This window comes from Antarctobacter sp., from assembly GCF_965277915.1.
Taxonomy (GTDB): Bacteria; Pseudomonadota; Alphaproteobacteria; order Rhodobacterales; family Rhodobacteraceae; genus Antarctobacter.
In genome coordinates this window covers 397,009-421,401 of record NZ_OZ255849.1, presented here as the reverse complement: position 1 = coordinate 421,401, position 24,393 = coordinate 397,009, and the positions used below count along the sequence as shown (strand labels likewise).

General features: G+C 65.2%; 26 protein-coding genes and 1 pseudogene. 19 read left to right on the top strand and 8 right to left on the bottom strand.

What is annotated here, in order from left to right; genetic code table 11:
- Nucleotides 1–172: 172 nt before the first annotated feature.
- From ACQY5B_RS02930 to recO, 4 genes are all read left to right on the top strand, one after another.
- On the top strand, nt 173–1,063 hold the full coding sequence (locus ACQY5B_RS02930) for a DMT family transporter (protein ID WP_420326448.1): 891 nt from the start codon (nt 173–175) through the stop codon (nt 1,061–1,063).
- A gap of 88 nt (nt 1,064–1,151) precedes the next feature.
- Nucleotides 1,152–2,060, top strand: coding sequence for a GTPase Era (era, locus tag ACQY5B_RS02925; RefSeq protein WP_420326449.1), 909 nt, complete (start codon nt 1,152–1,154; stop codon nt 2,058–2,060).
- Nucleotides 2,060–2,389 carry a DUF1491 family protein gene (locus tag ACQY5B_RS02920; RefSeq protein ID WP_420326450.1) on the top strand — a complete coding sequence of 110 codons (330 nt, stop codon included), beginning with the start codon at nt 2,060–2,062 and terminating at the stop codon, nt 2,387–2,389. The genes era and ACQY5B_RS02920 overlap by 1 nt, the downstream gene beginning before the upstream one ends.
- A 134-nt stretch (nt 2,390–2,523) precedes the next feature.
- On the top strand, nt 2,524–3,249 hold the full coding sequence (gene recO, locus ACQY5B_RS02915) for a DNA repair protein RecO (protein WP_420326451.1): 726 nt from the start codon (nt 2,524–2,526) through the stop codon (nt 3,247–3,249).
- Here the strand turns inward: recO and ACQY5B_RS02910 are convergent.
- The gene (locus ACQY5B_RS02910) at nt 3,233–3,619 is read right to left on the bottom strand and encodes an META domain-containing protein (RefSeq protein ID WP_420326452.1); all 387 of its coding nucleotides are present in this window, start codon (nt 3,617–3,619) and stop codon (nt 3,233–3,235) included. The genes recO and ACQY5B_RS02910 overlap by 17 nt on opposite strands.
- A 92-nt stretch (nt 3,620–3,711) precedes the next feature.
- On the opposite strand from ACQY5B_RS02910, the gene pgsA reads away from it, so the two are divergent.
- Genes pgsA through ACQY5B_RS02890 form a run of 4 tightly spaced genes read left to right on the top strand, consistent with a single transcriptional unit; the run spans nt 3,712 to nt 5,891 of the window.
- Nucleotides 3,712–4,377, top strand: a complete 666-nt coding sequence (gene pgsA / locus ACQY5B_RS02905; protein WP_305969191.1) for a CDP-diacylglycerol--glycerol-3-phosphate 3-phosphatidyltransferase — start codon at nt 3,712–3,714, stop codon at nt 4,375–4,377.
- Nucleotides 4,377–4,622, top strand: a complete 246-nt coding sequence (gene moaD / locus ACQY5B_RS02900; RefSeq protein ID WP_420326453.1) for a molybdopterin converting factor subunit 1 — start codon at nt 4,377–4,379, stop codon at nt 4,620–4,622. The genes pgsA and moaD overlap by 1 nt, the downstream gene beginning before the upstream one ends.
- 5 nt (nt 4,623–4,627) lie before the next feature.
- Nucleotides 4,628–5,071 (top strand): molybdenum cofactor biosynthesis protein MoaE, encoded by a 444-nt coding sequence (locus ACQY5B_RS02895; protein ID WP_420326454.1) that lies wholly within the window; start codon nt 4,628–4,630, stop codon nt 5,069–5,071.
- 49 nt (nt 5,072–5,120) lie between these two features.
- Complete coding sequence (locus ACQY5B_RS02890; protein ID WP_305969194.1) at nt 5,121–5,891, top strand: FCD domain-containing protein; 771 nt, start codon at nt 5,121–5,123, stop codon at nt 5,889–5,891.
- 172 nt (nt 5,892–6,063) lie between these two features.
- Here the strand turns inward: ACQY5B_RS02890 and ACQY5B_RS02885 are convergent, their stop codons facing one another.
- The 3 genes and pseudogenes from ACQY5B_RS02885 to ACQY5B_RS02875 all read right to left on the bottom strand — a co-directional run bounded on the left by ACQY5B_RS02885 (nt 6,064) and on the right by ACQY5B_RS02875 (nt 8,405).
- Nucleotides 6,064–6,519 carry a hypothetical protein gene (locus ACQY5B_RS02885; protein WP_420326455.1) on the bottom strand — a complete coding sequence of 152 codons (456 nt, stop codon included), beginning with the start codon at nt 6,517–6,519 and terminating at the stop codon, nt 6,064–6,066.
- 183 nt (nt 6,520–6,702) lie between these two features.
- Nucleotides 6,703–8,036: pseudogene (locus ACQY5B_RS02880) on the bottom strand (ammonium transporter).
- Between the two features lie 30 nt (nt 8,037–8,066).
- Nucleotides 8,067–8,405 carry a P-II family nitrogen regulator gene (locus ACQY5B_RS02875; RefSeq protein WP_305969197.1) on the bottom strand — a complete coding sequence of 113 codons (339 nt, stop codon included), beginning with the start codon at nt 8,403–8,405 and terminating at the stop codon, nt 8,067–8,069.
- 253 nt (nt 8,406–8,658) lie between these two features.
- On the opposite strand from ACQY5B_RS02875, the gene ACQY5B_RS02870 reads away from it, so the two are divergent.
- On the top strand, nt 8,659–10,812 hold the full coding sequence (locus tag ACQY5B_RS02870) for a transglycosylase domain-containing protein (RefSeq protein ID WP_420326456.1): 2,154 nt from the start codon (nt 8,659–8,661) through the stop codon (nt 10,810–10,812).
- Between the two features lie 218 nt (nt 10,813–11,030).
- Complete coding sequence (locus ACQY5B_RS02865; protein WP_420326457.1) at nt 11,031–11,792, top strand: hypothetical protein; 762 nt, start codon at nt 11,031–11,033, stop codon at nt 11,790–11,792.
- A 428-nt stretch (nt 11,793–12,220) separates the two neighbouring features.
- On the opposite strand, the gene ACQY5B_RS02860 is transcribed toward ACQY5B_RS02865, so the two are convergent.
- Nucleotides 12,221–12,808, bottom strand: coding sequence for an MlaC/ttg2D family ABC transporter substrate-binding protein (locus ACQY5B_RS02860; protein WP_305969208.1), 588 nt, complete (start codon nt 12,806–12,808; stop codon nt 12,221–12,223).
- Nucleotides 12,809–12,821: 13 nt separating this feature from the next.
- Complete coding sequence (locus ACQY5B_RS02855) at nt 12,822–13,568, bottom strand: MlaA family lipoprotein (protein WP_305969209.1); 747 nt, start codon at nt 13,566–13,568, stop codon at nt 12,822–12,824.
- A 196-nt stretch (nt 13,569–13,764) separates the two neighbouring features.
- Here ACQY5B_RS02855 and ACQY5B_RS02850 point away from each other — a divergent pair, with 196 nt between their 5' ends.
- The 6 genes from ACQY5B_RS02850 to ACQY5B_RS02825 all read left to right on the top strand — a co-directional run bounded on the left by ACQY5B_RS02850 (nt 13,765) and on the right by ACQY5B_RS02825 (nt 19,640).
- Nucleotides 13,765–15,495 (top strand): type I secretion system permease/ATPase, encoded by a 1,731-nt coding sequence (locus ACQY5B_RS02850; protein WP_420326458.1) that lies wholly within the window; start codon nt 13,765–13,767, stop codon nt 15,493–15,495.
- Nucleotides 15,492–16,796, top strand: a complete 1,305-nt coding sequence (locus ACQY5B_RS02845; protein WP_420326459.1) for an HlyD family type I secretion periplasmic adaptor subunit — start codon at nt 15,492–15,494, stop codon at nt 16,794–16,796. Before ACQY5B_RS02850 ends, ACQY5B_RS02845 begins: the two co-directional genes overlap by 4 nt.
- 109 nt (nt 16,797–16,905) lie before the next feature.
- Nucleotides 16,906–17,370 (top strand): RidA family protein, encoded by a 465-nt coding sequence (locus ACQY5B_RS02840; protein ID WP_043142615.1) that lies wholly within the window; start codon nt 16,906–16,908, stop codon nt 17,368–17,370.
- Nucleotides 17,370–18,119, top strand: a complete 750-nt coding sequence (locus ACQY5B_RS02835; protein ID WP_420326460.1) for a glycerophosphodiester phosphodiesterase family protein — start codon at nt 17,370–17,372, stop codon at nt 18,117–18,119. The genes ACQY5B_RS02840 and ACQY5B_RS02835 overlap by 1 nt, the downstream gene beginning before the upstream one ends.
- A 34-nt stretch (nt 18,120–18,153) precedes the next feature.
- Nucleotides 18,154–19,353 (top strand): GNAT family N-acetyltransferase, encoded by a 1,200-nt coding sequence (locus ACQY5B_RS02830; RefSeq protein ID WP_420326461.1) that lies wholly within the window; start codon nt 18,154–18,156, stop codon nt 19,351–19,353.
- Nucleotides 19,350–19,640, top strand: coding sequence for a 4a-hydroxytetrahydrobiopterin dehydratase (locus ACQY5B_RS02825; protein WP_305969214.1), 291 nt, complete (start codon nt 19,350–19,352; stop codon nt 19,638–19,640). Before ACQY5B_RS02830 ends, ACQY5B_RS02825 begins: the two co-directional genes overlap by 4 nt.
- Nucleotides 19,641–19,688: 48 nt before the next feature.
- Here the strand turns inward: ACQY5B_RS02825 and ACQY5B_RS02820 are convergent, their stop codons facing one another.
- Nucleotides 19,689–20,177, bottom strand: a complete 489-nt coding sequence (locus tag ACQY5B_RS02820; protein WP_305969215.1) for a peroxiredoxin — start codon at nt 20,175–20,177, stop codon at nt 19,689–19,691.
- Nucleotides 20,178–20,260: 83 nt separating this feature from the next.
- On the opposite strand from ACQY5B_RS02820, the gene ACQY5B_RS02815 reads away from it, so the two are divergent.
- The 3 genes from ACQY5B_RS02815 to ACQY5B_RS02805 all read left to right on the top strand — a co-directional run bounded on the left by ACQY5B_RS02815 (nt 20,261) and on the right by ACQY5B_RS02805 (nt 23,136).
- Entirely contained in the window at nt 20,261–21,466 is a 1,206-nt protein-coding gene (locus ACQY5B_RS02815) for an NAD(P)/FAD-dependent oxidoreductase (protein WP_420326462.1), read from the top strand.
- Entirely contained in the window at nt 21,463–22,029 is a 567-nt protein-coding gene (rsmD, locus tag ACQY5B_RS02810) for a 16S rRNA (guanine(966)-N(2))-methyltransferase RsmD (protein ID WP_420326463.1), read from the top strand. The genes ACQY5B_RS02815 and rsmD overlap by 4 nt, the downstream gene beginning before the upstream one ends.
- A gap of 126 nt (nt 22,030–22,155) precedes the next feature.
- A complete protein-coding gene (locus tag ACQY5B_RS02805; RefSeq protein ID WP_420326464.1) occupies nt 22,156–23,136 on the top strand; it encodes an MBL fold metallo-hydrolase in 981 nt (326 codons plus the stop codon).
- Nucleotides 23,137–23,187: 51 nt separating this feature from the next.
- Here the strand turns inward: ACQY5B_RS02805 and ACQY5B_RS02800 are convergent, their stop codons facing one another.
- Complete coding sequence (locus tag ACQY5B_RS02800) at nt 23,188–24,393, bottom strand: MFS transporter (protein ID WP_420326465.1); 1,206 nt, start codon at nt 24,391–24,393, stop codon at nt 23,188–23,190.

The window sequence follows — 24,393 nt, the reverse complement described above, 5'->3', positions numbered from 1 at the left end:
GTCTCTGAAAGAAGCCACCCGGGCGAGGCGCACAACGCGAGGTCAAAGCACCGAAACCGCCCCTGTTCGGCTTCCATCCCCGACAACCTCGCACAGCCAGCCCATATGCGAACTCTGGTTCAGCAGATGAATGCGCTGTACCGCTATGCGCATATCAACGCAGGGATCGCGCATGACCGACAATCTCAAGGGCAGCCTCTGGATGATGCTCGCCATGCTTGGCTTCGGGGTCGAGGACGCCTTCTTCAAGGCCGCCACCGGCTCCGGCGGGATTTCTCCCGGCCTCGGTACGGTGCAATTCGGCCTCTTGGCGATGACCATCTACGCCGTTCAAGCGCGGCGCCGGGGCGTGCCACTCTGGGATCCGGCCTACCTGCAAAGGGGCCTGCTGATCCGCACCGGGTTCGAGATCCTGGGCCGGCTCTTCTTTGCCCTCAGCCTGGCCTACACGCCGCTCTCGACCACCTCGGCCATCCTGCAGGCCGCGCCGCTGGTGGTCATGCTGTCCGCCGGGCTGATCCTGGGCGAACGCATCGGCCCGCACCGCTGGCTGGCCACAGCCGTGGGCTTCGCGGGCGTGCTGCTGATCATCCGCCCCTCCCCCGCGGGGATCGAGGCAAACGCAATCTTTGCCCTGCTCGGCATGATCGGATTTGCGGGCCGCGACGTGGCCACCCGCACCGCCCCCGCACATATCCGCCCCTCGCAACTGGGCGTGCTGGGATTTGCCGTCGTCACCTTCGCCGGCCTGGTCATCATGGCCTTCGAACCCGCGCCCAGCAAGCCAAGCCTGCCCGCCACGGCGATGATCTGCGGCACTGCGATCGCCGGGGTGGTCGGATATACCGCTCTCACCGCCGCCATGCGCACCGGCGAGGTCTCTGTCGTGGCCCCCTTCCGCTATTCCCGCCTGCTGGTGGCTCTGGTCCTGGCCTACACGGTCTTCGGCGAACGCCCCGACACGATAACCCTGACAGGCGCGGCGCTGATCGTCGCCTCGGGCATCTATTCGCTCTGGCGCGACGGGCGGAACAGGGCCTCCATCGACCGCGCAACCCCCTGAGACGGCCCGCCACATGCGAATCCTCTGGCCTTGACGCCCCATCTGGCCTAGGGGAAGCACTTCGAAATCGCATTCGGACAGATCTGTCATGACCACACGCGCCGGCTTCATCGCCCTCATCGGAGAGCCCAACGCAGGCAAATCCACCCTCACCAACGCGATGGTGGGGTCCAAGGTCAGCATCGTGACCCACAAGGTCCAGACCACCCGCGCCCGCATCCGCGGCGTGGCGATGGAAGGCGACAGCCAGCTGGTCTTCGTGGACACGCCGGGCCTGTTCAAACCGCGCCGCCGGCTGGACCGCGCGATGGTCGCCGCCGCCTGGGGCGGCGCCGCCGATGCCGATGTCATCGTGCTGCTGATCGAAGCCCACCGAGGCATCACCGAAGGCGTCGAAAGCATCCTCGAAGGCCTGAAGGACCTGCCACAGAACCGCACCGTCGCCCTGGCCATCAACAAGATCGACCGCGTCGAGGCACCGGCCCTCTTGGCCCTGACCCAGGCCATGAACGAACGCTACGCGTTTGCCCGGACCTTCATGATCTCCGCTGAAAAGGGTTACGGGATCGAGGACCTGCGCAGCTGGCTGGCCAATGAAATGCCCGAGAGCCCCTGGCTCTACCCCGAAGACCAGATCGCAGACCTGCCGATGCGCATGATCGCCGCCGAGATCACGCGCGAGAAACTGACCCTGCGCCTGCACCAGGAACTGCCCTACCAGCTGACCGTCGAGACCGAGAGCTGGGAAGAGCGCAAGGACGGCTCCGCCCGCATCGACCAGGTGGTCTACGTCGCCCGGGACGGGCACAAGGGCATCGTGCTGGGCCACAAGGGCGAGACGATCAAGGCCATCTCCAAGGCCGCCCGCGAGGAACTGACCGAATTTCTCGATCGTCCCATCCATCTCTTCCTGCAGGTCAAGGTGCGCGAGAACTGGCTAGAAGAGGCGGAACGCTACTCGGAAATGGGGCTCGACTTTCGCGACGGCAACGCCTGATGGCGCGGCTGACCGCGCGGTTCTGGGTGGATGCCTACCTTGCCCGGCTTCGCCTGATGGACATTCCCGCCTTCGTCACTGCCCACGGCGACGACACGGCCGGCGCCGTCCTGGTCAAGCTCAACACGCTCGACGGCCGGGCCCGCGCCTTCACCCGCGGCTTCGACCTCGCCAGCGGCGACCGCAAGTGGACCGACCTCACTTCCGGCCCGGAAACTGAGGTCGATGAAACCATCACGCGCCAACGCCGTTTCGATCCCGACCTCTGGGTGATCGAGGTAGAAGACCGCCACGGCCGCCACCTGCTCGACGATTCCGCCCTGGCCTGACCCGCACGTTTCTTCTCTCCCGAAATACTCATGCCCAAGGCCCCGAAAAGGGGCCGAGACATCCAGCGCAGCCGGAGGCTGCACCATTGGATCACGGCTTGCCAATTGGTGCGCGCGGGCCGATCTTTCGGCGCATGGACTGGCGCGACACGGGCATACTTCTCAGCACACGGAAACACGGCGAGACCTCGCTGATCCTCGAGGTCTTCACGCCGCAACATGGCCGTCACGCGGGTGTCTTGCGGGGCGGCACCTCGCGCAAGCTGGCGCCGCACCTTCAGCCCGGCGCGCAGCTCGACCTGTCATGGCGGGCGCGGCTCGAGGATCATATCGGCAGCTTCACAGCCGAACCCGAACGCTCGCGCGCCGCCGCCGCGCTGGGGGACCGGCTGGCGCTGGCCGGGCTCAACGCGGTCACCGCGCTGCTGGCCTTCTGCCTGCCCGAACGTGAACCCCACCCCGCGCTCTACGAACGCTCCGAACGGCTGCTGGACCTGCTGGATCGCCCGGATCTCTGGCCCCTGGCCTACCTGCAATGGGAACTGGCCTTGCTCGAGGAAATGGGGTTCGGCCTCGACCTGACCCAATGCGCCGTCACCGGCGCGACAGAGGGGCTGGATTTCGTCTCTCCCCGGTCTGGCCGCGCCGTGACCGCGCAGGGGGCCGGGGATTGGGCCGACAGATTGCTGCCCCTGCCGCCGGTCCTGCGGGGAACAGGCGAGGCCGGGGATGGCGAAATCCTGACCGCCCTGGAAACAACGGGCTTCTTCATGGAAAACCGACTGGCCGCGGAATTGCGGGACAAGCCTCTGCCGCCCGCGCGCGCCGCCCTGATCGCGCGGCTCAGGGCGCGGGTCTGAACACCAGTTCGCCGCCCTCCGCGTCGCGCAAGACCAGTTGGTCATCGCGCAGCTCTGCCTGCGTCACCTGCTGAAGAGCCATGACAAAGGCGTTCTCCTGAGCCAGCACTGGACAGGCCCGGCGGGTCATCCGCAACGGGCCAAAGCTCAGTTCGGGCCATGCCCCCTCGACCGTGCCACCGAAACTGTTGCAGGGCGCCTTGCCGTTCACCGTGCCGGGCATGGTCAGGTCCAGCGACGCGTCGAAATCCACCGCCGCGCCGCCCATGCTCTTCAGCACCCAACGCGCCTGTTCAGGGTGCAGGGTCATGCCCGCCCAGGCGCCCGGGACAAGCGCCGAAAGAAGTCCCGCCAAGATGAGTCCACGCATGATACCCCCGCTTTGCCTCGTCCAAAGGTGGGGTGTCGGGACCATGCGTGCAAGCCTTCCCCCTTGCCCGAGAACCGGTTAGAGAGGCTGCGATGAAACTGACATTGCCCAACCTTCTCACCATCCTGCGCCTGCTCGCCGCTCCCGGCGTTGCGGTGATGTTCCTGTACTTCTCGCGCCCGCTGGCGGACTGGGCCGCGCTGATCCTATTTCTGGGGGCCGCCGTGACGGACTGGCTGGACGGCCATCTGGCCCGCAGCTGGCAGCAGGAAACCAAGCTGGGCGCCATGCTGGACCCGATCGCTGACAAGGCGATGGTGGTCATCGCGCTGATGGTGATCGTCGGGTTTTCCTCCTGGTCGCCCTGGCTGGTCCTGCCGGCCACAGTGATCCTCTTCCGAGAGGTCTTTGTTTCCGGCTTGCGGGAATACCTCGGTGATACCGCCGGCACGCTGAAAGTCACCAAGCTGGCCAAGTGGAAGACCACGGCGCAGATGGTGGCCATTGCCGTGCTCTTTGCACAAGGCGTCTTTGAACACTATCTTGTTGTGTCGAGCATGGGCATGGACGACCAGATCATCGGCCAGATTCTCGATGGCGAGATCGAGGACGACCTTGGCCTGCGCTGGAAGCTGCAGGGCATGATCTGGTCCGGCAAGGGCGGGCTGACCCTGCTCTGGATTGCCGCGGCGCTGACGCTGGTCACGGGTTGGGACTACTTCCGCAAGGCCCTGCCCTTTCTGAAGGAGGATCGCTGATGGATGTGCTGTATTTCGCCTGGGTGCGCGAGAGGATCGGCCTGCCGCGCGAAAAGGTCGAGACCGAGGCCGCGACGGTGGCCGCCCTGGTCGAGGAACTGCGCGCACGCGAAGAGCGCTATGCCGCTGCCTTCGAAGACTTGGGCGCCCTGCGTGTGGCCGTGGACCAGGAGCTGACGGATTTCGATGCCCCCTTGGCGGGGGTGCGCGAAGTGGCCTTCTTTCCGCCGATGACGGGGGGCTGAGGGCCATGCGCGTCGTCGTCCAAGAGCCCCCGTTCGATTTCGGTGCCGAGGCCGCGGATTTTGCGGCCGGTCGGCACGACATGGGTGCGGTCGTCACCTTCACCGGCATCGTGCGCGATCTGAAGGGCGGCGGGCTGGACGCGATGGAGATCGAACACTACCCCGGCATGACCGAAAAAGCCCTTGAAAAGATTGCCAAAGAGGCCGTCGAGCGCTGGTCGTTGGGGGATGCATTGGTGATCCACCGTTATGGCCGGATGGAACCGGGTGAACAGATCATGATGGTCGCGACGGCGGCGCCGCACCGCAAGGATGCCTTTGAGGCGGCGGAGTTCCTGATGGATTACCTGAAGTCGCGCGCGCCGTTCTGGAAGAAAGAATTCAGCGCAGAATCAATGACTTGGGTCGCGGCACGGGATGAGGACGAGGACGCGTTGCGGCGGTGGTAACAGCAGCCGGGTTTTGGTAACTTCTCCTGACCAGCGGAAGGAACGCGCCATGCCCTTCGAAAAAGTCCAGGCCGAGAAGCTCTCGAAAACCGTTGTCCGGCAGATCGAGCTGCTGATCCTGCGCGGCGTTTTGCGCCCCGGCGAGCGCCTGCCCTCGGAACGTGATCTGTCGGAACAGCTTGGCGTCTCGCGACCCTCGCTGCGCGAGGCCGTGTCGGAATTGCAGGCGCGTGGCTTGCTGACCTCCAAGGCCAGCGCGGGCATCTTTGTCACCGGCGTGCTGGGATCGGCCTTTTCCGAACCACTGATCCAGCTTTTTGCCAATCACGACGAGGCGGTCTTTGACTACCTGTCCTTCCGGCGCGACCTGGAAGGGCTGGCCGCCGAACGCGCCGCGATCCACGGCACCGACAGCGATCTTGCCGTGATCGCAGCGGTTTTCGCCAAGATGGAGGCGGCCCACGTCAAGCGGAACCCGGCCGAAGAGGCCGGGCTGGACGCCGAGTTTCACCTGGCGATCATCGAGGCCAGCCACAACGTCATCATGCTGCACATGATGCGGTCGATGTACCAGCTGCTGCGCGAGGGCGTGTTCTACAACCGCCAGGTGATGTTCAAGCAGCGCACCACGAGAACGAGCTTGCTGGACCAGCACCGCGCCATCAACGACGCGCTGCAGGCGCGCGATGCCGCCGGGGCGCGAGCGGCGGTCGAAGCGCATCTTGACTACGTCGAGGCGGCACTGAGCGCGGACAGGACCGCTGAAAAGAACGAGGCCATCGCACGCCAGCGGCTTCGTCGGGAAAGCGAACGCCGCTAGAGCCCCACCCGCCGGTGCGGTCAGAAAGACTGACCAGGAGGCGCGCCCCGTCATTGGGCAAACCATGCACCCGGCCCCGGGTTTGAGCCCCGTGCGCCATGTACGTTTTGTACAAAACGTACGTCGATTTCAGCATTTTGTACAAAACACCCGCCCAGGCTGAATCCCTGGACTATGCGCGCGGATCACGGTGCAGAAAGCGCCGCACGGCGGCCTGCTGTTCGTCGGGAATCCCGGCGCGGGCAATGAGCCATTCCACCGCCTCGGAGATGCCCAGCGTCACCATCGTGTTCTCCTGCTTTCGCACGCCCGACAACTCGAAATAGGTGGCGGACATCCGCATCATGCCAAAGTTGGTGTCGTTGCTCATGACATAGGCGGCAAGGGCGCCGGTCGCGCCGAAGCCCTGCGCCTTGAGCCGGGTCGAATAGCGGCGCATGTCTTCGCCGGTGAACCGCGCCAAGTCGGCCTCGCGCATGTCGAAGACCACCGGACGGGTCATGTCCGCGGCAAGACCGCCAGCGGCCCGGACCGCGACGAAGGCCTCGATCGCCGCGTCCAGGTCAATCTCGCCCGACATGCGCCAGTACCGGACGCCCGGCACCTCCAGGAAGTCGTGAGATATCATCGGGCCCCTCTGATTGCCGGCGGCGTTTCCCCAAGGGAACCCATGGTTTCAGTCACGCAGCCCGGATGCAAGCCCGCCAGGAAGCAGAGGCGGACCAAGGGCTGCTTCCGATGTTCCGGCACGAAAAAACCCGGGCGCGAGCGCCCGGGCCAGTGGTCACAAGAACTGAGAGGAAGGAGAACCTCAGCCCTTGGAGAACTCGGGGTATGCCTCCATACCCAGCTCGGCCATGTCGAGACCGGTGATCTCTTCCTCTTCGGAGACACGGATACCCATGACGGCCTTGAGGATGAACCAGACGATCAGCGAGGCAACGAAGGTGAAGACACCGTAGCCGATGATGCCGATGATCTGCGTCGAGAGGCTGGCGTCACCGTTGTAGAAGACCACGGCGATGGTGCCCCAGATGCCGGCGCAGAGGTGCACCGGGATGGCGCCGACCACGTCGTCGATCTTGAACTTGTCCAGCATCGGCACGGCGAAGACCACGATGATACCGCCGATGGCACCGATCCAGAGCGAACCGAAGAGCGTGGGCGCAAGCGGTTCCGCGGTGATCGAGACCAGGCCCGCCAGGGCGCCGTTCAGGACCATCGTCAGGTCGACCTTCTTGTACATGATCTGGGTCAGGATCATCGCGGCGACGGCACCGGCCGCGGCGGCCATGTTGGTGTTGGCGAAGATGCGCGACACGTCCGACACGTCACCGACGGTGCCCATTGCCAGCTGCGAGCCGCCGTTGAAGCCGAACCAGCCCAGCCACAGGATGAACGTACCGAGGGTTGCCAGCGCCAGGTTGGAACCCGGGATCGGGTGCACCTTGCCGTCCTTGCCGAATTTGCCGATCCGCGGGCCAAGAACGATCGCCCCTGCGAGCGCGGCCCAGCCACCGACCGAGTGCACGACCGTCGAGCCGGCGAAGTCGGAGAAGCCCATTTCGGACAGCCAGCCGCCGCCCCACTGCCAGGAGCCGGAGATCGGGTACATGACGCCGGTCAGGATGACGACGAAGACCAGGAAGGGCCACAGCTTGATCCGCTCGGCCAGGGCGCCCGACACGATCGAGGCGGTGGCGGCGACAAAGACCAGCTGGAAGAAGAAGTCGGAACCGATCGAGGCGTAGTCAAGCGCCGCATCCGCAGCGGCCACGCCAACCGGGTCAAGGACGGTCGGGCTGAAGAACGGTCCGACATAGCCGGTCATGATCCAGCCGTCGCCCGGGTACATCAGGTTGAAACCGATGAGCCAGTACATGATCGCGGCAACCGAGAAGAGCGCGATGTTCTTGGTCATCTGCATGGTGACGTTCTTGGACCGCACCAGGCCGCCTTCGAGCATGGCAAAGCCGCGGCCATGAAGAACACCAGGAAACCCGCCATGCAGAACAGCAGGGTCGTCATGATGTAGGGGCCGATTTCGTCAAAGCCGGGCGCGGCCGCCTCGGCGTCCTGTGCCAGGCCCATGCTCGGCAGGGCCAGCAACAGCGCGGCCGGCGCAAGCGTCTTGAGAAGTTTCATGTCGTTATCCCTCATGATGAACTGCGCGCTTCAGAGCGCGTCTGCGTCGGTTTCGCCGGTGCGCACGCGCACGGCCTGCTGAACGTCGAGCACGAAGATCTTGCCGTCGCCGATCTTGCCGGTCTGCGCGGTGGTCTTGATGGTCTCGATCACCTGGTCGGTCATCGACGACGACACGACGATTTCGAGCTTGATTTTCGGCACGAAATTCACGGCGTATTCTGCGCCGCGGTAGATTTCGGTATGGCCGGACTGAGAGCCGAAGCCCTTGATTTCCGTTACCATCATGCCGCGCACGCCGATGCCGGTGAGGGCTTCGCGCACCTCTTCCAGCTTGAACGGCTTGATCGTTGCAATGATCAGTTTCACCTTGGTCCCCTTCGGTCTGGCAGGGTCGCCCCTGCATTGCACCCGCAGCAAAACTGGTCCGTGGCCTCAAAATGAAGGGATCGGCCCGGAATTCGGGCAAATTTTCGGGCGTGAGTGTCTATTTTTTAATCTCTTGGAATTTCGCGCATAAAATTTAGTCACAAAATAAACCGCTCTGACGTTCGGCGATGGTCAACATTCACGCTCGGGACGGGTAGAGTCGGGGCCAAAGAAGAGTGACGGGCAGATCTCGATGAGTTCCTCGAAGGGCAAATCCGGCCGCTTGGTGGCCGACAGGCGCTATCCGCGCAAAGCGCAGAAACCCGCCGCGAAACCGGCGCGCGGCCGCAAGACAAGCCAGCGGCGCAAACCCGTCCGGCGGCAGCGGCGCGGCGGCATTCTGGGCTTTTTCGGCACCATCCTGCGCTGGATCCTGCGGCTGATCTGGCGCGTAACGCTGTCGGCGACGGTGGTGGTGGCGCTGATCCTGGGATCTGCGGTGCTGTACGTCTACAGCGGGTTGCCCGAACTGTCGGATGTGACGGACGGGCGCGCGCGGGGCTCGGTGACGCTGCTGGACCGCGATGGCAAGGTCTTTGCCCTGCGCGGCGACCAGTTCGGCGGCGCGGTGACGGCGGACACCGTGTCCGAGCATCTCAAGAACGCGGTGGTGGCGACAGAGGACCGGCGATTCTACTGGCACTTCGGCGTCAGCCCGCGCGGCGTCGCCAGCGCGATCCGCATCAACCTGCGCGAGGGGCGCGGCCCCTTGCAAGGGCACGGCGGCTCGACCATCACCCAGCAGACCGCGAAACTGCTGTGCCTGGGCGTGCAGTACGACCCGGACGAGTGGGAGTCCGAGGCCGACTACGTTGCCGACTGCCGGCGCGGTTCGCTGTCGCGCAAGGCAAAGGAAGCGATCTATGCCATCGCGATGGAGGCCAAGTACACCAAGGACGAGATCCTCTCGATCTACCTGAACCGCGCCTACATGGGCGGCGGGGCCTATGGCGCCGAGGCGGCAGCACAGCGCTATTTCGCCAAGCCGGCAGCCGCGCTGAACCCGGCCGAGGCGGCGATGCTGGCGGGGCTGCTGACCGCGCCTTCGACGCTGGCGCCGACATCAAACCTCCAGCGCAGCCAGGATCGTGCGGCCACGGTGCTGCGACTGATGCATGACCAGGGCTATCTTGGCGAAGAGGACATGCGCCACTACCAGGAAAACCCGGCGGTGCTGGCGCAGGGCGCGCGCAACCTGGGCGGCGGCTATTTCGCCGACTGGATCATGTCGTCGGACATGGACTACCTGATCGGCGACACGACAGAGGACGTGATCATCGAGACGACGCTGGATCAGAGGATCCAGCGCGCCACCGCCGCAGCGGTCGACAAGGTCTTTGCCGAAAAGGTGCGCGAAGGGTCCAAGGCGCAGGTGGCGGTTGTGGTAATGTCGGCGGACGGCGCCGTGCGCGGCATGGTCGGAGGGCGCGACACCGATGCCACCGGCCTGTTCAACCGCGCCACGCAGGCGGTGCGCCAGACCGGATCGGCCTTCAAGCCCTTCGTCTATGCCACGGCGCTGGAACTGGGCTATTCGCCGCTGGATACGGTCGTCGACGAGCCCCATTGCCTGAACATCCCCGGTTCCGGCCAGTGGTGCCCCGAGAACTATTCGCGCCAGCATTACGGCCGGGTGAGCCTGGCCGAGGCGCTGGAGAAGTCGCTGAACATCCCGGCGGTCAAGGTGTCGGAAACCGTGGGCCGTGACCTGGTGCTGCGGGTGGCGCGCGATTTCGGCATCTACCGGGAACTGGTGGACACGCCGGCCCTTGCCCTGGGCGCCTCCGAGGCGACACTGCTGGAAATGACCGGCGCCTATGCGGGCATCCTGAACGGTGGGTCATCCGTGCGCCCCTACGGCCAGCGGCTGATCCGCTACAAGGGCGCGTCGGACCCGCTGATCGAGGCCAGCGGCGGCATGGGCGAACGGGTGATCCGCGAAGAGGCGGCGCGACAGCTGGTCTGGATGATGCGCCGGGTGGTGGCCCAGGGCACCGGCGGCCGGGCCGCCCTGCCCGACCGGCAGGTCGCGGGCAAGACCGGCACCAGCCAGGAGGCGCGTGACGCCTGGTTCGTGGGCTTTACCGCCGACTACGTCGCCGGGGTCTGGATGGGCTATGACGACAACACGCCACTGACCGGCGTGACCGGCAGCGGCCTGCCCGCGGAAATCTGGCACGAGGTCATGGTGCGGGTCCACGACGGCCTGCCGGTGCGCCCGCTGCCGATGATGGAGCCGGTGCCGCCCAAGGTCCCCGAGCCGGAGCCCCAGCCGGCCCCACGGCAACCGCAACGGCGCGATTCGATCCTTGAACAGGTGCTGCGGGACATCCTGGGCGGCAACTGAGCCGTCATCCGCCAGAACGGAAAAGGAGTGGGCCGGCCCCAGGGGGACCGCCATCCCTTTGTCGTAGCCATCCCTTTGTCGTAAATGACATGCGTGCGACCCGCGGTGGGCTGGGAGTGCAATAACCGCTTTGGAGCCCACCTTGCATAAAGTTGCAATTGCAGCGAACGTCTGCTTACAAGTCAACGGAGTTTACGCATGTCTTCGAGGGGCGCCAATTGACGACTGTACCAGCAACGCCAGCAGGGCTTTCCGGCAAGCTCGAGGTCACAATTCCCGAAGAAACGCATACGGCAGGCACACCCAGCGTGGTCAGAGTAGTTGTTCATAACCCCTTTCCTGTAGACGTAGAGATACTTGAGATACTGGCACCCCAATCCTCACTTGTTCGCAGGGTCGTAAGTCGTAGTGGCGAGCCACCTCAGAAGCAGCCTGAAACGGATGGTTTGGATTCGGTGGAATATGAATCCAGCAACAAGGTGAAAAAATTCACCGAGGGCGTCCTCTCCGCCTTTTTGGTATCATCCGTTAGTGTCGGAGGGTTGGGAGTGAGTGCCAGCTTCCCCGACAAGCGTCGGAGGTTCTCATTAACTGCGGAGCAAGGTTCGGATACAAGAATTGAGAGAGATTTGTCAGACTATGACGATGTATCAATCTCTGCTGAAAAAGACGCAACAGTTATAATAGCTTCGCCGACACTGGACGACCTGCCGCATGAACCAGAAACGCACGGGGTCAGACCACATTGTGACAAGGTCGCTTACTTCTCGATCGTTTCAAACGGCTGGCTCTTTTTCACTCCTCAGCGAATAAACTCAAGTACCGAAATCCGTTACAAGATCGCAGGTCAGGAGAGGACTCAAGTCGTATCTTCGTACTTTGATATTAAGCCACCATTGACATCAATGATATTTGGATCGCTGCTGGGGGGGAGGCCTTGGTTCAATTGCGCGTATCCTACAAAATGGAACAGCATTTGATTTTCAATCTTCCATTGTGTCAGTTGGCGCGCCTGTGATTATGAGTCTTATTGCGGCAATTGCCTTATCGAGGAAATCGGGAACACAGGGGTTCATTACTGTCGAAGATTTCTTCGGTGCGTTTGTAATAGGTTCTTTGATTGGATACGGTGGGTCAGAGTACTTTGACCGAGCGATCCTTCCTCAAGATGATTGATCCACCAATCAAGATAGAGCAGCCGTTCGGATATGTTCGTTAGAAGGCAGCTTCGTCCCGCATAGCCGACTTTCATCGCAACCATTCCCCAAAGTTTTCTTCGGGAGATAGCTTCTTGTCATCGGGCTGTCCGGAACGGTTCTCGGCTCCGCGCTGCATCAATTGATGCAAAGGGCCGGCCCCTTGGGGACCGGCCCGTTGTCATTTCGTGGGCAAGACGCGTGGGCGCGGGTCAGCCAGCCCGACGCAGGTCGGCAATCAGCTGGTCGATGTTGCCACGGCGGGCATCCAGCATGGCGCCGATCTCTTCCTTTTCGGACAGCAGCATGTCGGCGCCTTCCACGAACAGGTTGTAGAAGCGGTTCGAGTTCGAGACCCGGAAGGCGGTTTCCAGCGTCTTGGACCCACTCATGTGGGCCACGCAGCGCACTTCGTAGCCGCGGCTGATCGCATGGACCGACTGCACCTCGATGCGCCCGCCCTGGAACTCGCGGAACCGCTTGCCGTACTTGCGCGCGATGTAGCCGGTGAAGGCATCGGTAAAGGCCTTGCGCTGCGCGTTGCTGGCGCGGCGCGCGGCAACGCCCAGCACGTTGGCGGCGATCAGGGGCGTGTCGCCGTATTTCTTGAAGATCCGCTCGAAGTCGCGATACATCGAGGCCCCGGATTTGCCCGAGGCGATGACCGCGTTGATCTCGTTCACGAGGTTGTGCACGAGGTTCGCCGCCTGCTGGCCGGTCAGGGCAAGGGCGGGCATGGCGGGCATCGCGGCCAGGGCCGCGCCCGCCGCGATGAAATGGCGACGGTTGAGATGGGTCATCACGGGACTCCTCTTAGAAACCTTCTGTATCGACGGCGAAGGGATCAAAATCGCCCCCCGGTGCCTCTTCGCCGAGCTCGTAACGGCGCTGTTGCAGGTAGATCAACCGCAGCTGGGTATAGCTGTCGGCACTGTCGTAGAGGACCGAATCGACCGTGCCGCCGAACTGGCTGCGCTCGCCGAACTTGTCGATGGCCTTGGCGACGGTCCCGGCATATCGATCTGGAGTCGGAACGACATATTTCAATGGATCGGTGAATAGATCGACGATGTCACCGGCGGTATCCCGCTCGGTCGACGGGCCCAGCAGGGGCACCTCGAGGTAGGCGCCCTCCGGCACGCCCCAGACCGCCAGCGTTTCGCCGAAATCGGTCTCGTCCGGCTTGAGGCCCCATTCATTGGCCACGTCGAACAAGCCGCCGATGCCGATGGTGGCGTTCAGCGTGAAACGCATGGTGTTGCTGGTCGCCCGCAACAGGCGGCCCTGCATCAACTGGTTGACCACGGTCTGCGGCAGCGACACCGTGTCGGCGAAACTCGAAACGCGATCCTGCACGAAGGGCGGCACCGTCTCGGCGTAGCCCGGACCGTCTCCGCTGAAAAAGGTCTTGTCGACCTTCTTGTTGAAATCGTGTACCTTGCGGTTCCGCGTCTCGTAGGGGTCGTGGATGCCCCCCGGCGCGACCTCGGGTCCGGGGACGGAACACCCCGCGATGCCCAGAGCGACGGTCAGAACCACGACCGGCCTTAAATTCACCATCAACCCCCAGTCCTCTTCAAACCCCTTGGGAAAGCCTCGCGCCTTCCGTAAAAGGGTAGGTAATTTCATCTCCGCTCGTTCCCAACGAAGGATGCCGGAATCCCCGCCCATGTGGCACAATGGCGACAAGAGGCGGGACAGGGGTTCACTGTCACCGATTCCGGCCCAAGACACAACGAAGGGCTGATACAGGCTTATGAGCATGGCACAGAAAGACACCGGCCGCGAAGAATTGCGGGCAGCCCGCAGGCAAAGCCGGCCATATTACTGGTTTGTCGGCATCTTCAGCTTTTTCGTCAACATGCTGATGCTGACCGGACCGATGTACATGCTGCAGGTCTATGACCGCGTGCTTGGCTCCCGGTCCGAGGCCACGCTGATCGCGCTGTCGGTGCTGGTGGTCTTTCTCTATTCGATGATGGGTCTGCTGGACTACGTCCGGGGCCGAATCATGGGGCGGGTGGCGGCCCGGTTCCAGGCGGCGCTGGACCTGCGGGTCTTCGATGCCGTGCTGCGGCGCGCGGCGGTCCAGAACGATGACCTTGCCCAGACCGGGCTGCGGGACCTGGAATCGATCCAGAGGCTGATGTCCTCGCCGGTGCTGATGGCCTTCTTCGACATTCCCTGGACGCCCTTCTTCATCTTCGCGATCTTCATTTTCCACCCCTGGATGGGCATCCTCGCGATCTGCGGCGGCCTGTTCCTGATCGCGGTGACCCTGATCAACCAGACGGTCAGCAAGAACCCGACCCAGAAATCCAACATCGCCGTGATGCAGGCGGAACGCACCTCGGACCAGATCCGGCAGGAGGCGGAGATGGTGCAGGCGCTGGGGATGCGCGGCGATGCCTTCACCCGCTGGATGAAGGCGCGGTCGCAGGCACTGACGGGACAGATCCATTCGGCCGACCTGACCGGCACCTTCACCACGATCACCAAGACCTTCCGGATGCTGCTGCAGTCGGCGATGCTGGGCCTGGGCGCCTACCTCGTCCTGCAGGGAGAGCTGACGCCGGGCGCGATGATCGCCGGGTCGATCCTGATGGGCCGGGCGCTGGCCCCGATCGAACTGCTGATCGGCCAGTGGGTCCTGGTGCAGCGGGCGCGCAAGGGCTGGGACAACCTCGCCCAGCTCCTGACCGAGGTGCCCGAGGCCGGCAAGCCCACCGCCCTGCCGAAACCCAAGGCCAAGCTCGACGTGCAACAGCTGACCGTCGTCGCGCCGGGCGAACAGCAGGCGGCACTGCGACTCGTGTCCTTCAACGTCGGTCCGGGGCAGGCTTGCGGCGTGATCGGGCCGTCGGGCGCGGGCAAGTCCACGCTGGCGCGCGCCCTGACCGGGGTCTGGCGTCCCGCGGGCGGCAAGATCCGGCTCGACGGGGCATCGCTGGATCAATACGGCGCCGAGACGCTGGGCAAGCACATCGGCTACCTGCCCCAGCGGGTGACATTGTTCGACGGCACCATCGCCGAGAACATCGCCCGCCTGTCGCCCCAGCCCGACGCCGACAAGGTCGTCGAGGCGGCGATGAAGGCCGATGCGCACGACATGATCCTGAAATTGCCGCAAGGCTATGATACAAGGGTTTCGGCTGCCGGCGGGCGGCTGTCGGGCGGCCAGATGCAACGGATCGGGCTGGCCCGGGCGATGTACGGCGACCCGGTTGTGCTGGTGCTGGACGAGCCGAACTCGAACCTCGACAACGAGGGGTCCGAGGCGGTGAACAAGGCGATCAAGACCTTCAAGGAAGAGGGCAAGATCGTGCTGATCATGGCCCACCGCCCGGCCGCCATCAAGGAATGCGACCTGCTCCTGATGCTGGAAAACGGTGGTCGCGCGGCCTTCGGGCCCAAGGAAGAGGTCTTGCAGGCGATGGTCAAGAACCACGAGCAATTGCAGAAAGCCGGACCGGGAGGCGTCAGATGAACCCCGACAAGCAGTTTTCCCTGCGCATGCCGATGATCTTCGGGATCATCGGCCTGTCGATCCTGGTGGGAGGGTTCGGCACCTGGGCGGCGACGACGAACATTTCCGGCGCCATCGTGGCCTCCGGCCAGATCGAGGTCGACCAGAACCGCCAGGTCGTCCAGCATCCCGACGGCGGCGTGGTCGCCAAGATCCTTGTCGACGAGGGCGACACGGTCGAGGAAGGCCAGGTGCTGATCCAACTGGACCCGACACTGCTGCTGTCGGAACTGGCGATCATCGAGGGCCAGCTCTACGAGATGATGTCGCGCCGCGCGCGACTGCAGGCCGAACGCGACGGCAAGGACGAGATCGTCTTTGCCGAGGAGGTGCTCAAGCGCGCCGAGACCGATCCCGAAGTGGCCGAACTGGTCGAGGGTCAGCGCAATCTCTTTTTCGCCCGCCGCGATTCGGTCGAGGGCGAGATCGGGCAGCTACGCAAGCGCTCGGAGCAGATCGCCGACCAGGTCGTCGGCATCGTCGCCCAGCAGGAGGCGCTGGACCGGCAGCTGGACCTGATCCAGCAGGAGCTGGTCAACAAGGAAGGGCTGCGGGCACAGGGCCTTGTTCGGCAGCCCGAGATCCTTGCCCTCCAGCGCGAGCAGGCGCGACTGGCCGGATCGGTCGGCGAGCTGAAGGCCTCCAAGGCGCAGGCCGAGGGACGCATCACGGAAATCGACATCCAGATCCTCAGCCTGCAGACCAAGCGGCGCGAGGAGGCGATCACCACCCTGCGCGACCTGCAGTTCCGCCAGCGTGAACTGGCCGAGAAACGCCAGGCCATTCTCGAACGGCTCAACCGGCTCGACATCACGGCGCCGGTGGGCGGGGTGATCTACGGGCTGACGATCTTCACCCCGCGCTCTGTCATCCGCCCGGCAGACCCGGTGCTGTTCATCGTGCCGCAGGACCGTCCGCTGGTGATTGCCGCACAGGTCGAACCGATCCACATCGACAAGCTTTTCGTCGACCAGGAAGTGAGCCTGCGCTTTTCCTCGCTGGACCAGCGCGAGACGCCGGAACTTTTCGGCCGGGTCGTGCAGATCTCTGCCGATGCCTTCGAGGACCAGAACTCGCGCGTGCGTTACTACCGGGCCGAGATCGTGCTGAGCGAAGGCGAGATCGACCGCCTGCCCGAGGACGCGGCGCTGATCCCCGGCATGCCGGTCGAGGCCTTCATCCGCACCGAGGACCGCACGCCGCTGGCCTACCTGGTCAAACCCTTCACGGACTATTTCGCCAAGGCCTTCCGCGAGAGCTGAGACCTGCGGCCGGGCGGGTTTCCGACCGGCCCGGTGGCGCGCCGCAGGGTGCTTGCGCCCGGTTTGCGGCGCCGTTAGCGTGGCCGCGAAATCCGACAAGGAACGCATCATGACCAATGCCATCGACGCCCGCCTGGCCGAACTGGGCCTGACCCTGCCCGACGCGCCGGCCCCCGCCGCCAACTATGTGCCCTACGTCCTGTCGGGCAACCTGGTCTTTGTCTCGGGACAGATCAGCATGAACGCGGACGGGCTGATCACCGGCAAACTGGGCGCCGGACTGAGCGTCGAGGAAGGCGCCGCGGCGGCCCGCGCCTGCGCCCTGAGCCTGCTGGCACAGGTCAAGGCGGCCTGCGGCGGCGACCTGAGCCGCCTCAAGCGGGTGGTCAAGCTGACCGGCTTCGTCAATTCGACCGACGATTTCACCGACCAGCCCAAGGTCATCAACGGCGCCAGCGATACGCTGGTCGAGATCCTGGGAGATGCCGGTCGGCACTCGCGCTCTGCCGTCTCCGCCGCCGCGCTGCCGCTGGGCGTCGCCGTCGAGATCGAAGGCATCTTCGAGATCGCGTGATGGTGCCCCTGCCCGCGGCCTTTCTGGACCGCCCGATTGCCCACCGGGCCCTGCACGGGTCCGGGCGGCCCGAAAACTCGCGCGCGGCGATCCGCGCGGCGATGGAGGCGGGCTATGGTATCGAGATCGACCTGCAAATGTCTAAAGACGGGCAGGCGATGGTCTTTCACGACTACGCGCTGACCCGGCTGACCGGGGCCAGCGGGCCGATCCAGCAACGCAGCGCCACCGAGCTCGCGGGACTGACCCTGCTGGGCGGGGATGAGGGCGTGCCGCTGTTCGCCGAGGTGCTGGAGATCGTCGGCGGTGCCGTGCCGCTGTTGGTGGAACTCAAGGATCAGGACGGGCGGATGGGGCCCGACGTGGGGCGGCTGGAACGCGCCGCCGCCGAGGCCGCGCAGGGCTATCAGGGCCCGCTGGCCTTCATGTCCTTCAACCCGCATTCGGCGGCCGAGATGGCGCGCCTGTGTCCTGATGTCCCGCGCGGGCTGACCACCTGCGCCTGCACGCCCGAGGATCACCCGACCCTGGGCGCCGAGGCCCGCGCCGAGCTGCGCGCGATGCCGGGGATCGCGGAGATGGGGGCCGCGTTCATCAGCCACGATCATCACGATCTGGCCAATCCGCAGGTTGCCCGGCAAAAGGCGCGCGGGCTGAACGTGCTCTGCTGGACGATCCGATCGCCCGAAGAGGAGGCGCAGGCGCGGCAGGTCGCCGAGAATGTGACCTTCGAGGGGTACATGGCTTGATCGGCGCGCGCGGGATGCCAGATTGAGCCATGTCATGACGGATCAAAGCCAGACCCCCACCCTGACCGTCGAAGTGCTGTCTTCGCTGGACCAGATCGCCGCCGCGACCTGGGATGCCTGCGCCTGCCCCGAGGCCGCGGACGGCGGGCGCCCCAACGATCCCTTCACCACCCATCGCTTTCTCAAGGCGCTAGAGGACAGCGGATCGGTCGGGACGGGCACCGGCTGGGACCCGCGCTACCTGGTGGTCCGCGACAGGGAAGAGACGATCGCCGTGGCGCCGATGTACGGCAAGAGCCACAGCCAGGGCGAATACATCTTCGATTTCAACTGGGCCCATGCCTACGAAGGCGCAGGCGGGCGCTATTACCCGAAACTGCAGATCGCCGTGCCCTTTACCCCTGCCACCGGGCGGCGGTTCCTGACCAAACCCGGACACGAGGTTGCGGGCATGTCGGCGCTGGTTCAGGGGGCGGTGCAACTGGGCGCGGAAAATCGTCTGTCCTCGATGCACGTCACCTTCTGCACCGAGGCAGAGGCCATCGCGGGCGAGGAAATGGGCCTGTTGCGCCGCACCACGCAGCAATTTCACTGGCAGAACCACGACTACGCGGATTTCGACGCTTTCCTGGCCTCGCTGAGTTCGCGCAAACGCAAGAACATCCGCAAGGAACGCGCCCGTGCGCAGGCGTTCGGCGGCGAGATCGAGATGCTGACCGGCGACCAGATCCGCCCCGAGCACTGGGACGCCTTCTGGGTCTTTTACCAGGATACCGGCAGCCGCAAATGGGGCACGCCCTACCTGACGCGGGCCTTTTTCGAGGCGGCGCATGAGACCCTGCGCGACGACATCGCGCTGGTCATGTGCACGCGGGATGGACGGCCCGTGGCCGGGGCGCTGAACTTTATCGGGCGCGACGCACTGTATGGCCGCTACTGGGGCTGTATCGAGGACCACCCCTGCCTGCACTTCGAGGCGTGTTACTATCAGGCCATCGACCTGGCCATCGCGCTGGGGTTGGCCACGGTCGAGGCCGGGGCGCAGGGCGAACACAAGCTGGCGCGCGGATACCTGCCGCGCCAGTGCCATTCACTGCACTGGATCGCCGACCAGGGCTTTGCCGATGCGGTGGGGCGCTACCTGGACGCGGAGCGGCGTGCGGTGGACGAGGACATCGAGGTGCTGACCGCTTACGGCCCCTTCCGCAAGGACAGACAGGAGGACCACGAATGACCGAGAAACTGTCGGATACCGCCCGCAAGACCGTGCTGGAACCGCTGCTGGAGGCGGGCTGGGAGATGGTCGAGGGACGCGACGCGATAACCAAGACCTACCAGTTCAAGGACTTCACCGAGGCCTTTGCCTGGATGACCCGCGCGGCGCTCTGGGCGGAAAAATGGAACCATCACCCGGAATGGTTCAACGTCTACAAGACCGTGCAGGTGACGCTGTCGACGCATGACGTCGACGGGCTGTCCGCGCTGGATGCCAAGCTGGCGCGCAAGCTGGACAGCCTGTGACATAGGTGTCGGGAGGCCCGGGCCAGTGCCGGGCCTCCCGTGTCGCGATCAGATCGCGGACAGCAGCGCCTCGCCGCCCGAGGTCTCGCAGACGCCGGGGTTTTCCTCGAGGTGCAGGACAGAAACCTTGCCGTCCTCGACCAGCATCGCGTAGCGCTTGGACCGTTCATAAAGACCCGCGGGCGGGGCAGTGAAATTCATCCCGATGGCGGTGGTGAATTCGGACGCGGGATCGCCCAGCATCCCGATGCCCACGCCTTCGGCGCCGGTGTCCTTGCCCCAGGCACCCATGACGAAAGGATCGTTGACCGAAAGGCAATAGATCGCGTCCACGCCCTTTTTCGCGAATCCCTCGGCGGTGCGCATGAAGCTGGGCACATGGGCGGTGCTGCATGTGCCGGTAAAGGCCCCCGGAAGCCCGAAGATCACGACCTTGCGGCCCTTGGTCAGCTCGCTCAGCTTGACCTGTTCGGGGCCCTCGTCGCCCATACGGGACAGAGTTGCCTCTGGGAGGCTGTCACCTACGGAAATTGCCATTGTCCTGTCGCTCCTGCGAATTGCGTTTCTCCGAATCACGACTATAGGGTGTCCCGGGCAAAGGAAAACCGGAGGGCGGAGATATGAGCGATGTCGTGGTGATCGGTGCAGGACAGGCAGCGGCCTCCCTGGTGGCACGACTGCGGTCGAAAGGGCACGAGGGCAAGATCACCCTGATCGGCGAAGAGCCGGTGCCGCCCTACCAGCGCCCGCCGCTGTCCAAGGATTACCTGCTGGGCAAGATGGAACTGGAACGGCTGTTCCTGCGGCCCGAGGCGTTCTACGCCGAGAACGGCATCGACTTGCGCACCTCTGACACCGCGGTCTCCATCGACCGGGCTGACAGGACCGTGATCGCCGGCGGAGAGGCGATTTCCTACGACCATTGCGTCTTGTGCACCGGATCGGTCCCGCGCCGCCTGCCCGGCGCCATCGGTGGCGAACTGGAGGGCGTGCACGTGGTGCGCACGCTGCGCGACGTGGACAAGATGGCCCCCGACTGCACCGAGGACAAACGCGTGCTGGTTGTCGGCGGCGGCTATATCGGGCTTGAGGCCGCGGCGGTCTGCACCAAGCTGGGGCTGAAGGTGACGCTGGTCGAGGCCGCCGACCGCATCCTGCAACGGGTCGCGGCGCCCGAGACCTCGGCCTGGTTCCGGGCGTTGCACACGGCACGCGGCGTGGATCTGCGCGAGGGCGTGGGCCTGAAGCGGTTGATCGGCGAAACCCGCGTCACCGGCGCGGAACTGGCCGACGGCACCGTTCTGGACGTGGATTTCGTGATCGTCGGTGTTGGCATCACCCCCACCACCACCCTCGCCGAGGCCTGCGGGCTGGAGATCGACAACGGCATCGCCGTCAACGCGCAGGGCCAGACCAGCGATCCGGCGATCTGGGCGGCGGGCGACTGCGCCTCCTTCCCGCAGCACGGCCAGCGGATGCGGCTGGAATCGGTGGGCAATGCCATCGACATGGGCGAACTGGTGGCCGACAACATCATGGGGGCCGGGCGCGACTACATCGCCAAGCCCTGGTTCTGGTCGGATCAGTACGACGTCAAGCTGCAGATCGCCGGGCTGAACGCGGGCTATGACCGGATCGTGGTGCGCGAGGACGGCGAGGCCCGGTCGCATTGGTACTATGCCGGCGACACCCTGTTGGCGGTCGACGCGATGAACGACAGCCGATCCTACATGGTGGGCAAACGCCTGATCGAGGCGGGCAAGAGCCCCGACCCGGCGGCAGTCGCGGATCCGGAAACGAACCTCAAGGCGCTGCTCAAGGCGTGAGGATCGTCGCGGGAGACTGGCGCGGGCGGCCGCTGGCCGCCCTTGGCAAGGGGGATGCGGGCGCGCATCTGCGCCCCACCACCGACCGCGTGCGCGAGGCGCTGTTCAACATGCTGGGCGGCGGCCGTTTCGGCGATCCCTTCGACGGGACGCGGGTGCTGGATCTCTTTGCGGGGACCGGCGCGCTGGGGCTAGAGGCACTGTCGCGTGGGGCGGACAGCGCGGTATTTGTCGATGACGGGCGCGTGGCGGGCAAGCTGATCCGCGAGAACATCAGGTCGCTGGACTGCGGTGATCGCGCCCGGCTGATCGCGCATACGGCCAGCCGCCTGCCCCCAGCCGAAATCCCTTGCGAGCTTATCTTCCTGGACCCGCCGTACGGCAAGGCGCTGGGGGAAAAGGCGCTGGCCTCCGCAAGGGCACAGGGCTGGGTCGCGCCGGGCGCGCTGGTGGTCTGGGAAGAAAAGACGGCGCAGGTGGCGCCCGAGGGCTTCGACCTGCTGGACACGCGGCGCTATGGCGACACGCATGTGACGCTGCTGCGGGCGACGGCGCAAGAGTGAGACGAGACCTCGGCCTGTAGGCCGGGATTGGGCCAGCGGAAGGACGGGATCCGCCCCTGCCAAGCGGCTGGAAGTTTCGCGTTCAGATGGTATCTTCCAATTCAAATGAATGAATGGGAGGTATCCATGTCGATCTTTCGCCCTTCGCGCCGTGACCTGCTGAACATCGCGGCCCTGTCGCCGGGGCTGGCGCTGCCGGCATTGGCGGCCTCGCCCGCCCGTGCGCAGACACTGGGCGCCCCCGCCGGGGCCAACCCCGCGCATTTCCGGTTCCAGCTGGGTGAGGCGGTGCTGACCGTCGTTTCGGACGGGCACCTGGGAATCCCCGCCAACGGGCTGGGCGTGAACGCCGATCCCGAAGAGGTAAAGGCTTTCCTCGAAAGCTATTTCCTCTCGACCGAGACGAATTATTCGCACACCAACCACCTGGTGATCGAACTGGGCGAGGCCAAGGTGCTGGTCGATGTCGGATCCGGCAACCGGTTCCTGCCGACCGCGGGCAAGCTGATGGAGAACCTCGACAGCGCAGGGATCGACGCCAGCGGGATCACCCATGTGGTCATCACCCACGCCCACCCCGATCACGTCTGGGGCATCCGCGACGATTTCGACGAGGCGATCCTGCCGGACGCCCAGTTCTTTATCGGTGAGACCGAGCGCGACTACTGGTTGCAGGACGGGCTGGTCAACAACGTGCCCACCGAGATGCAGCAATTCGTTGTCGGCGCGGTGAACTCGCTGAACGTGGAGGGGGCGGACTGGACCGTGGTCGGCGACGAGGCGGAAATCGCGCCGGGCATCCGGGTCATCGACACGCCCGGCCACACCATTGGGCACATGTCGGTCGTGGTCGAATCCGGCGGTAAGCAGCTGATTGCCCTGGGTGACAGCATGAACCACGCCTGGATGAGCACCGTGCGCCCCGAGTGGGTCAGCAACTTCGACATGGACGGCGAACAGACCGTGGCCACCCGCAAGCGCCTGCTGGACATGGCGGCGACGGAGCGGATGGCGGTGCTGGGTTATCACTTTCCCTTCCCCGGCGTGGGGCACATCGCCGCCGAGGGGGACGCCTATCGCTTTGTTCCCGCGCTGTGGCAGTGGTGAGCGAGTAGGAAATCTGGCGCCTCCGGCCAAGGGGGCGCCTATCCGAAACGGTCAGCGCGCCTCTGCCCGGCGGCGGGCGGCGCGCTCTGATCCGATCAGCACGCCCAGCGCCAACAGGGCCACCGCACCCGCCGCCGGCCCCAGTGCCATGAGGCCCGCACTCTCGACCACCAGCCCGCCCAGCCCCGATCCCACGGCGATGCCGATGTAGATCGAGGCAGCGTGCAGCGACATCAGCACCGGGGCGAGTTGCGGCGCCAGCGACACCAGCCGCAACTGTTGCGACGGCGAGAACAGCCAGCCCACCAGCGACCAGAAAAAGATGAAGCCGAGCAGAACCGCGCCGGGCAGCGGCAACAGGACAAAGAGCGGCAGGCAGAGCACCTCCAGCCCGCAGATCAGGGCAAGACTGCGTGCAGGGCCAAGCCGGTCGGCCATGCGGCCGCCGACCATGTTCCCCAGCGGCGCCCCGATGCCGAAAACCAGCAGCGCCAGGCTGATCCCGTCGCGGCCATAGCCCATCGTGCCGGACAGAAGCGGCGGCAGATAGGTGTAGACCATGTAGATCGACCCCAGGAAGATCACGGTGAAGCCGACCGTCATCAGTGCCACCGGGTCGCACAGCACACCGCCGAGATCGCGCAGCGAGACCGGGGAAAAGCGCAGGCCCGCCGGCACCCGCGTCCAGACCAGCCAGAGACAGGGCAGTGCCATCGCGGCGACCAGCCCGAAGACGCTGCGCCAGCCGAAGGTATAGGCCAGCCAACTGCCCACCGGCACGCCCGCAACCTGCGCCAGCGTGATGCCGAGAAAGACCGAGGAGAGCGCCCGCCCGCGCCGCTCTGGCGGGGCCAGCGCAGCCGCGATGGCCAGCGCCACCGGAGAAACCATGCCCGCGCCTGCCGCCGCCACCACCCGCGCCGGGTAAAGCAGCGCCATGCCGGGCGCCAACGCCGCGAGCGCCGTTGCCGTGGCGAAGATGGCCAGTCCGGCGCTCAACACGCGGCGCCGTCCCACATGGCCGGTCAGCGCCACCAGAACCGGCGAGCACATGGCGTAGGCCACGGAATAGACGGTCAGCAACGAGGCGACGGAGGTCACGGGCGCGTCCAGCGCCTCGGCCATGGGTTCCAGCATCCCGATCAACGAGAAAGCGCCCATGCCGATCACGAAATTGCACAGCGACAGGATCGCGTAGATCCCGCGTGGATCGGCCTGCCCGTCTGTTCTTTGCGGCCCGGCCTGCGTCGCGCTCAT

What these genes read in the sequence shown, in the direction of transcription:
- ACQY5B_RS02930 (WP_420326448.1), top strand. Translation starts at nt 173, where the DNA reads ATGACCGACAATCTCAAGGGCAGCCTCTGGATGATGCTCGCCATGCTT.
- era (WP_420326449.1), top strand. Translation starts at nt 1,152, where the DNA reads ATGACCACACGCGCCGGCTTCATCGCCCTCATCGGAGAGCCCAACGCA.
- ACQY5B_RS02920 (WP_420326450.1), top strand. Translation starts at nt 2,060, where the DNA reads ATGGCGCGGCTGACCGCGCGGTTCTGGGTGGATGCCTACCTTGCCCGG.
- recO (WP_420326451.1), top strand. Translation starts at nt 2,524, where the DNA reads ATGGACTGGCGCGACACGGGCATACTTCTCAGCACACGGAAACACGGC.
- ACQY5B_RS02910 (WP_420326452.1), bottom strand. Translation starts at nt 3,619, where the DNA reads ATGCGTGGACTCATCTTGGCGGGACTTCTTTCGGCGCTTGTCCCGGGC.
- pgsA (WP_305969191.1), top strand. Translation starts at nt 3,712, where the DNA reads ATGAAACTGACATTGCCCAACCTTCTCACCATCCTGCGCCTGCTCGCC.
- moaD (WP_420326453.1), top strand. Translation starts at nt 4,377, where the DNA reads ATGGATGTGCTGTATTTCGCCTGGGTGCGCGAGAGGATCGGCCTGCCG.
- ACQY5B_RS02895 (WP_420326454.1), top strand. Translation starts at nt 4,628, where the DNA reads ATGCGCGTCGTCGTCCAAGAGCCCCCGTTCGATTTCGGTGCCGAGGCC.
- ACQY5B_RS02890 (WP_305969194.1), top strand. Translation starts at nt 5,121, where the DNA reads ATGCCCTTCGAAAAAGTCCAGGCCGAGAAGCTCTCGAAAACCGTTGTC.
- ACQY5B_RS02885 (WP_420326455.1), bottom strand. Translation starts at nt 6,519, where the DNA reads ATGATATCTCACGACTTCCTGGAGGTGCCGGGCGTCCGGTACTGGCGC.
- ACQY5B_RS02870 (WP_420326456.1), top strand. Translation starts at nt 8,659, where the DNA reads ATGAGTTCCTCGAAGGGCAAATCCGGCCGCTTGGTGGCCGACAGGCGC.
- ACQY5B_RS02860 (WP_305969208.1), bottom strand. Translation starts at nt 12,808, where the DNA reads ATGACCCATCTCAACCGTCGCCATTTCATCGCGGCGGGCGCGGCCCTG.
- ACQY5B_RS02855 (WP_305969209.1), bottom strand. Translation starts at nt 13,568, where the DNA reads ATGGTGAATTTAAGGCCGGTCGTGGTTCTGACCGTCGCTCTGGGCATC.
- ACQY5B_RS02850 (WP_420326458.1), top strand. Translation starts at nt 13,765, where the DNA reads ATGAGCATGGCACAGAAAGACACCGGCCGCGAAGAATTGCGGGCAGCC.
- ACQY5B_RS02845 (WP_420326459.1), top strand. Translation starts at nt 15,492, where the DNA reads ATGAACCCCGACAAGCAGTTTTCCCTGCGCATGCCGATGATCTTCGGG.
- ACQY5B_RS02840 (WP_043142615.1), top strand. Translation starts at nt 16,906, where the DNA reads ATGACCAATGCCATCGACGCCCGCCTGGCCGAACTGGGCCTGACCCTG.
- ACQY5B_RS02835 (WP_420326460.1), top strand. Translation starts at nt 17,370, where the DNA reads ATGGTGCCCCTGCCCGCGGCCTTTCTGGACCGCCCGATTGCCCACCGG.
- ACQY5B_RS02830 (WP_420326461.1), top strand. Translation starts at nt 18,154, where the DNA reads ATGACGGATCAAAGCCAGACCCCCACCCTGACCGTCGAAGTGCTGTCT.
- ACQY5B_RS02825 (WP_305969214.1), top strand. Translation starts at nt 19,350, where the DNA reads ATGACCGAGAAACTGTCGGATACCGCCCGCAAGACCGTGCTGGAACCG.
- ACQY5B_RS02820 (WP_305969215.1), bottom strand. Translation starts at nt 20,177, where the DNA reads ATGGCAATTTCCGTAGGTGACAGCCTCCCAGAGGCAACTCTGTCCCGT.
- ACQY5B_RS02815 (WP_420326462.1), top strand. Translation starts at nt 20,261, where the DNA reads ATGAGCGATGTCGTGGTGATCGGTGCAGGACAGGCAGCGGCCTCCCTG.
- ACQY5B_RS02805 (WP_420326464.1), top strand. Translation starts at nt 22,156, where the DNA reads ATGTCGATCTTTCGCCCTTCGCGCCGTGACCTGCTGAACATCGCGGCC.
- ACQY5B_RS02800 (WP_420326465.1), bottom strand. Translation starts at nt 24,393, where the DNA reads ATGAGCGCGACGCAGGCCGGGCCGCAAAGAACAGACGGGCAGGCCGAT.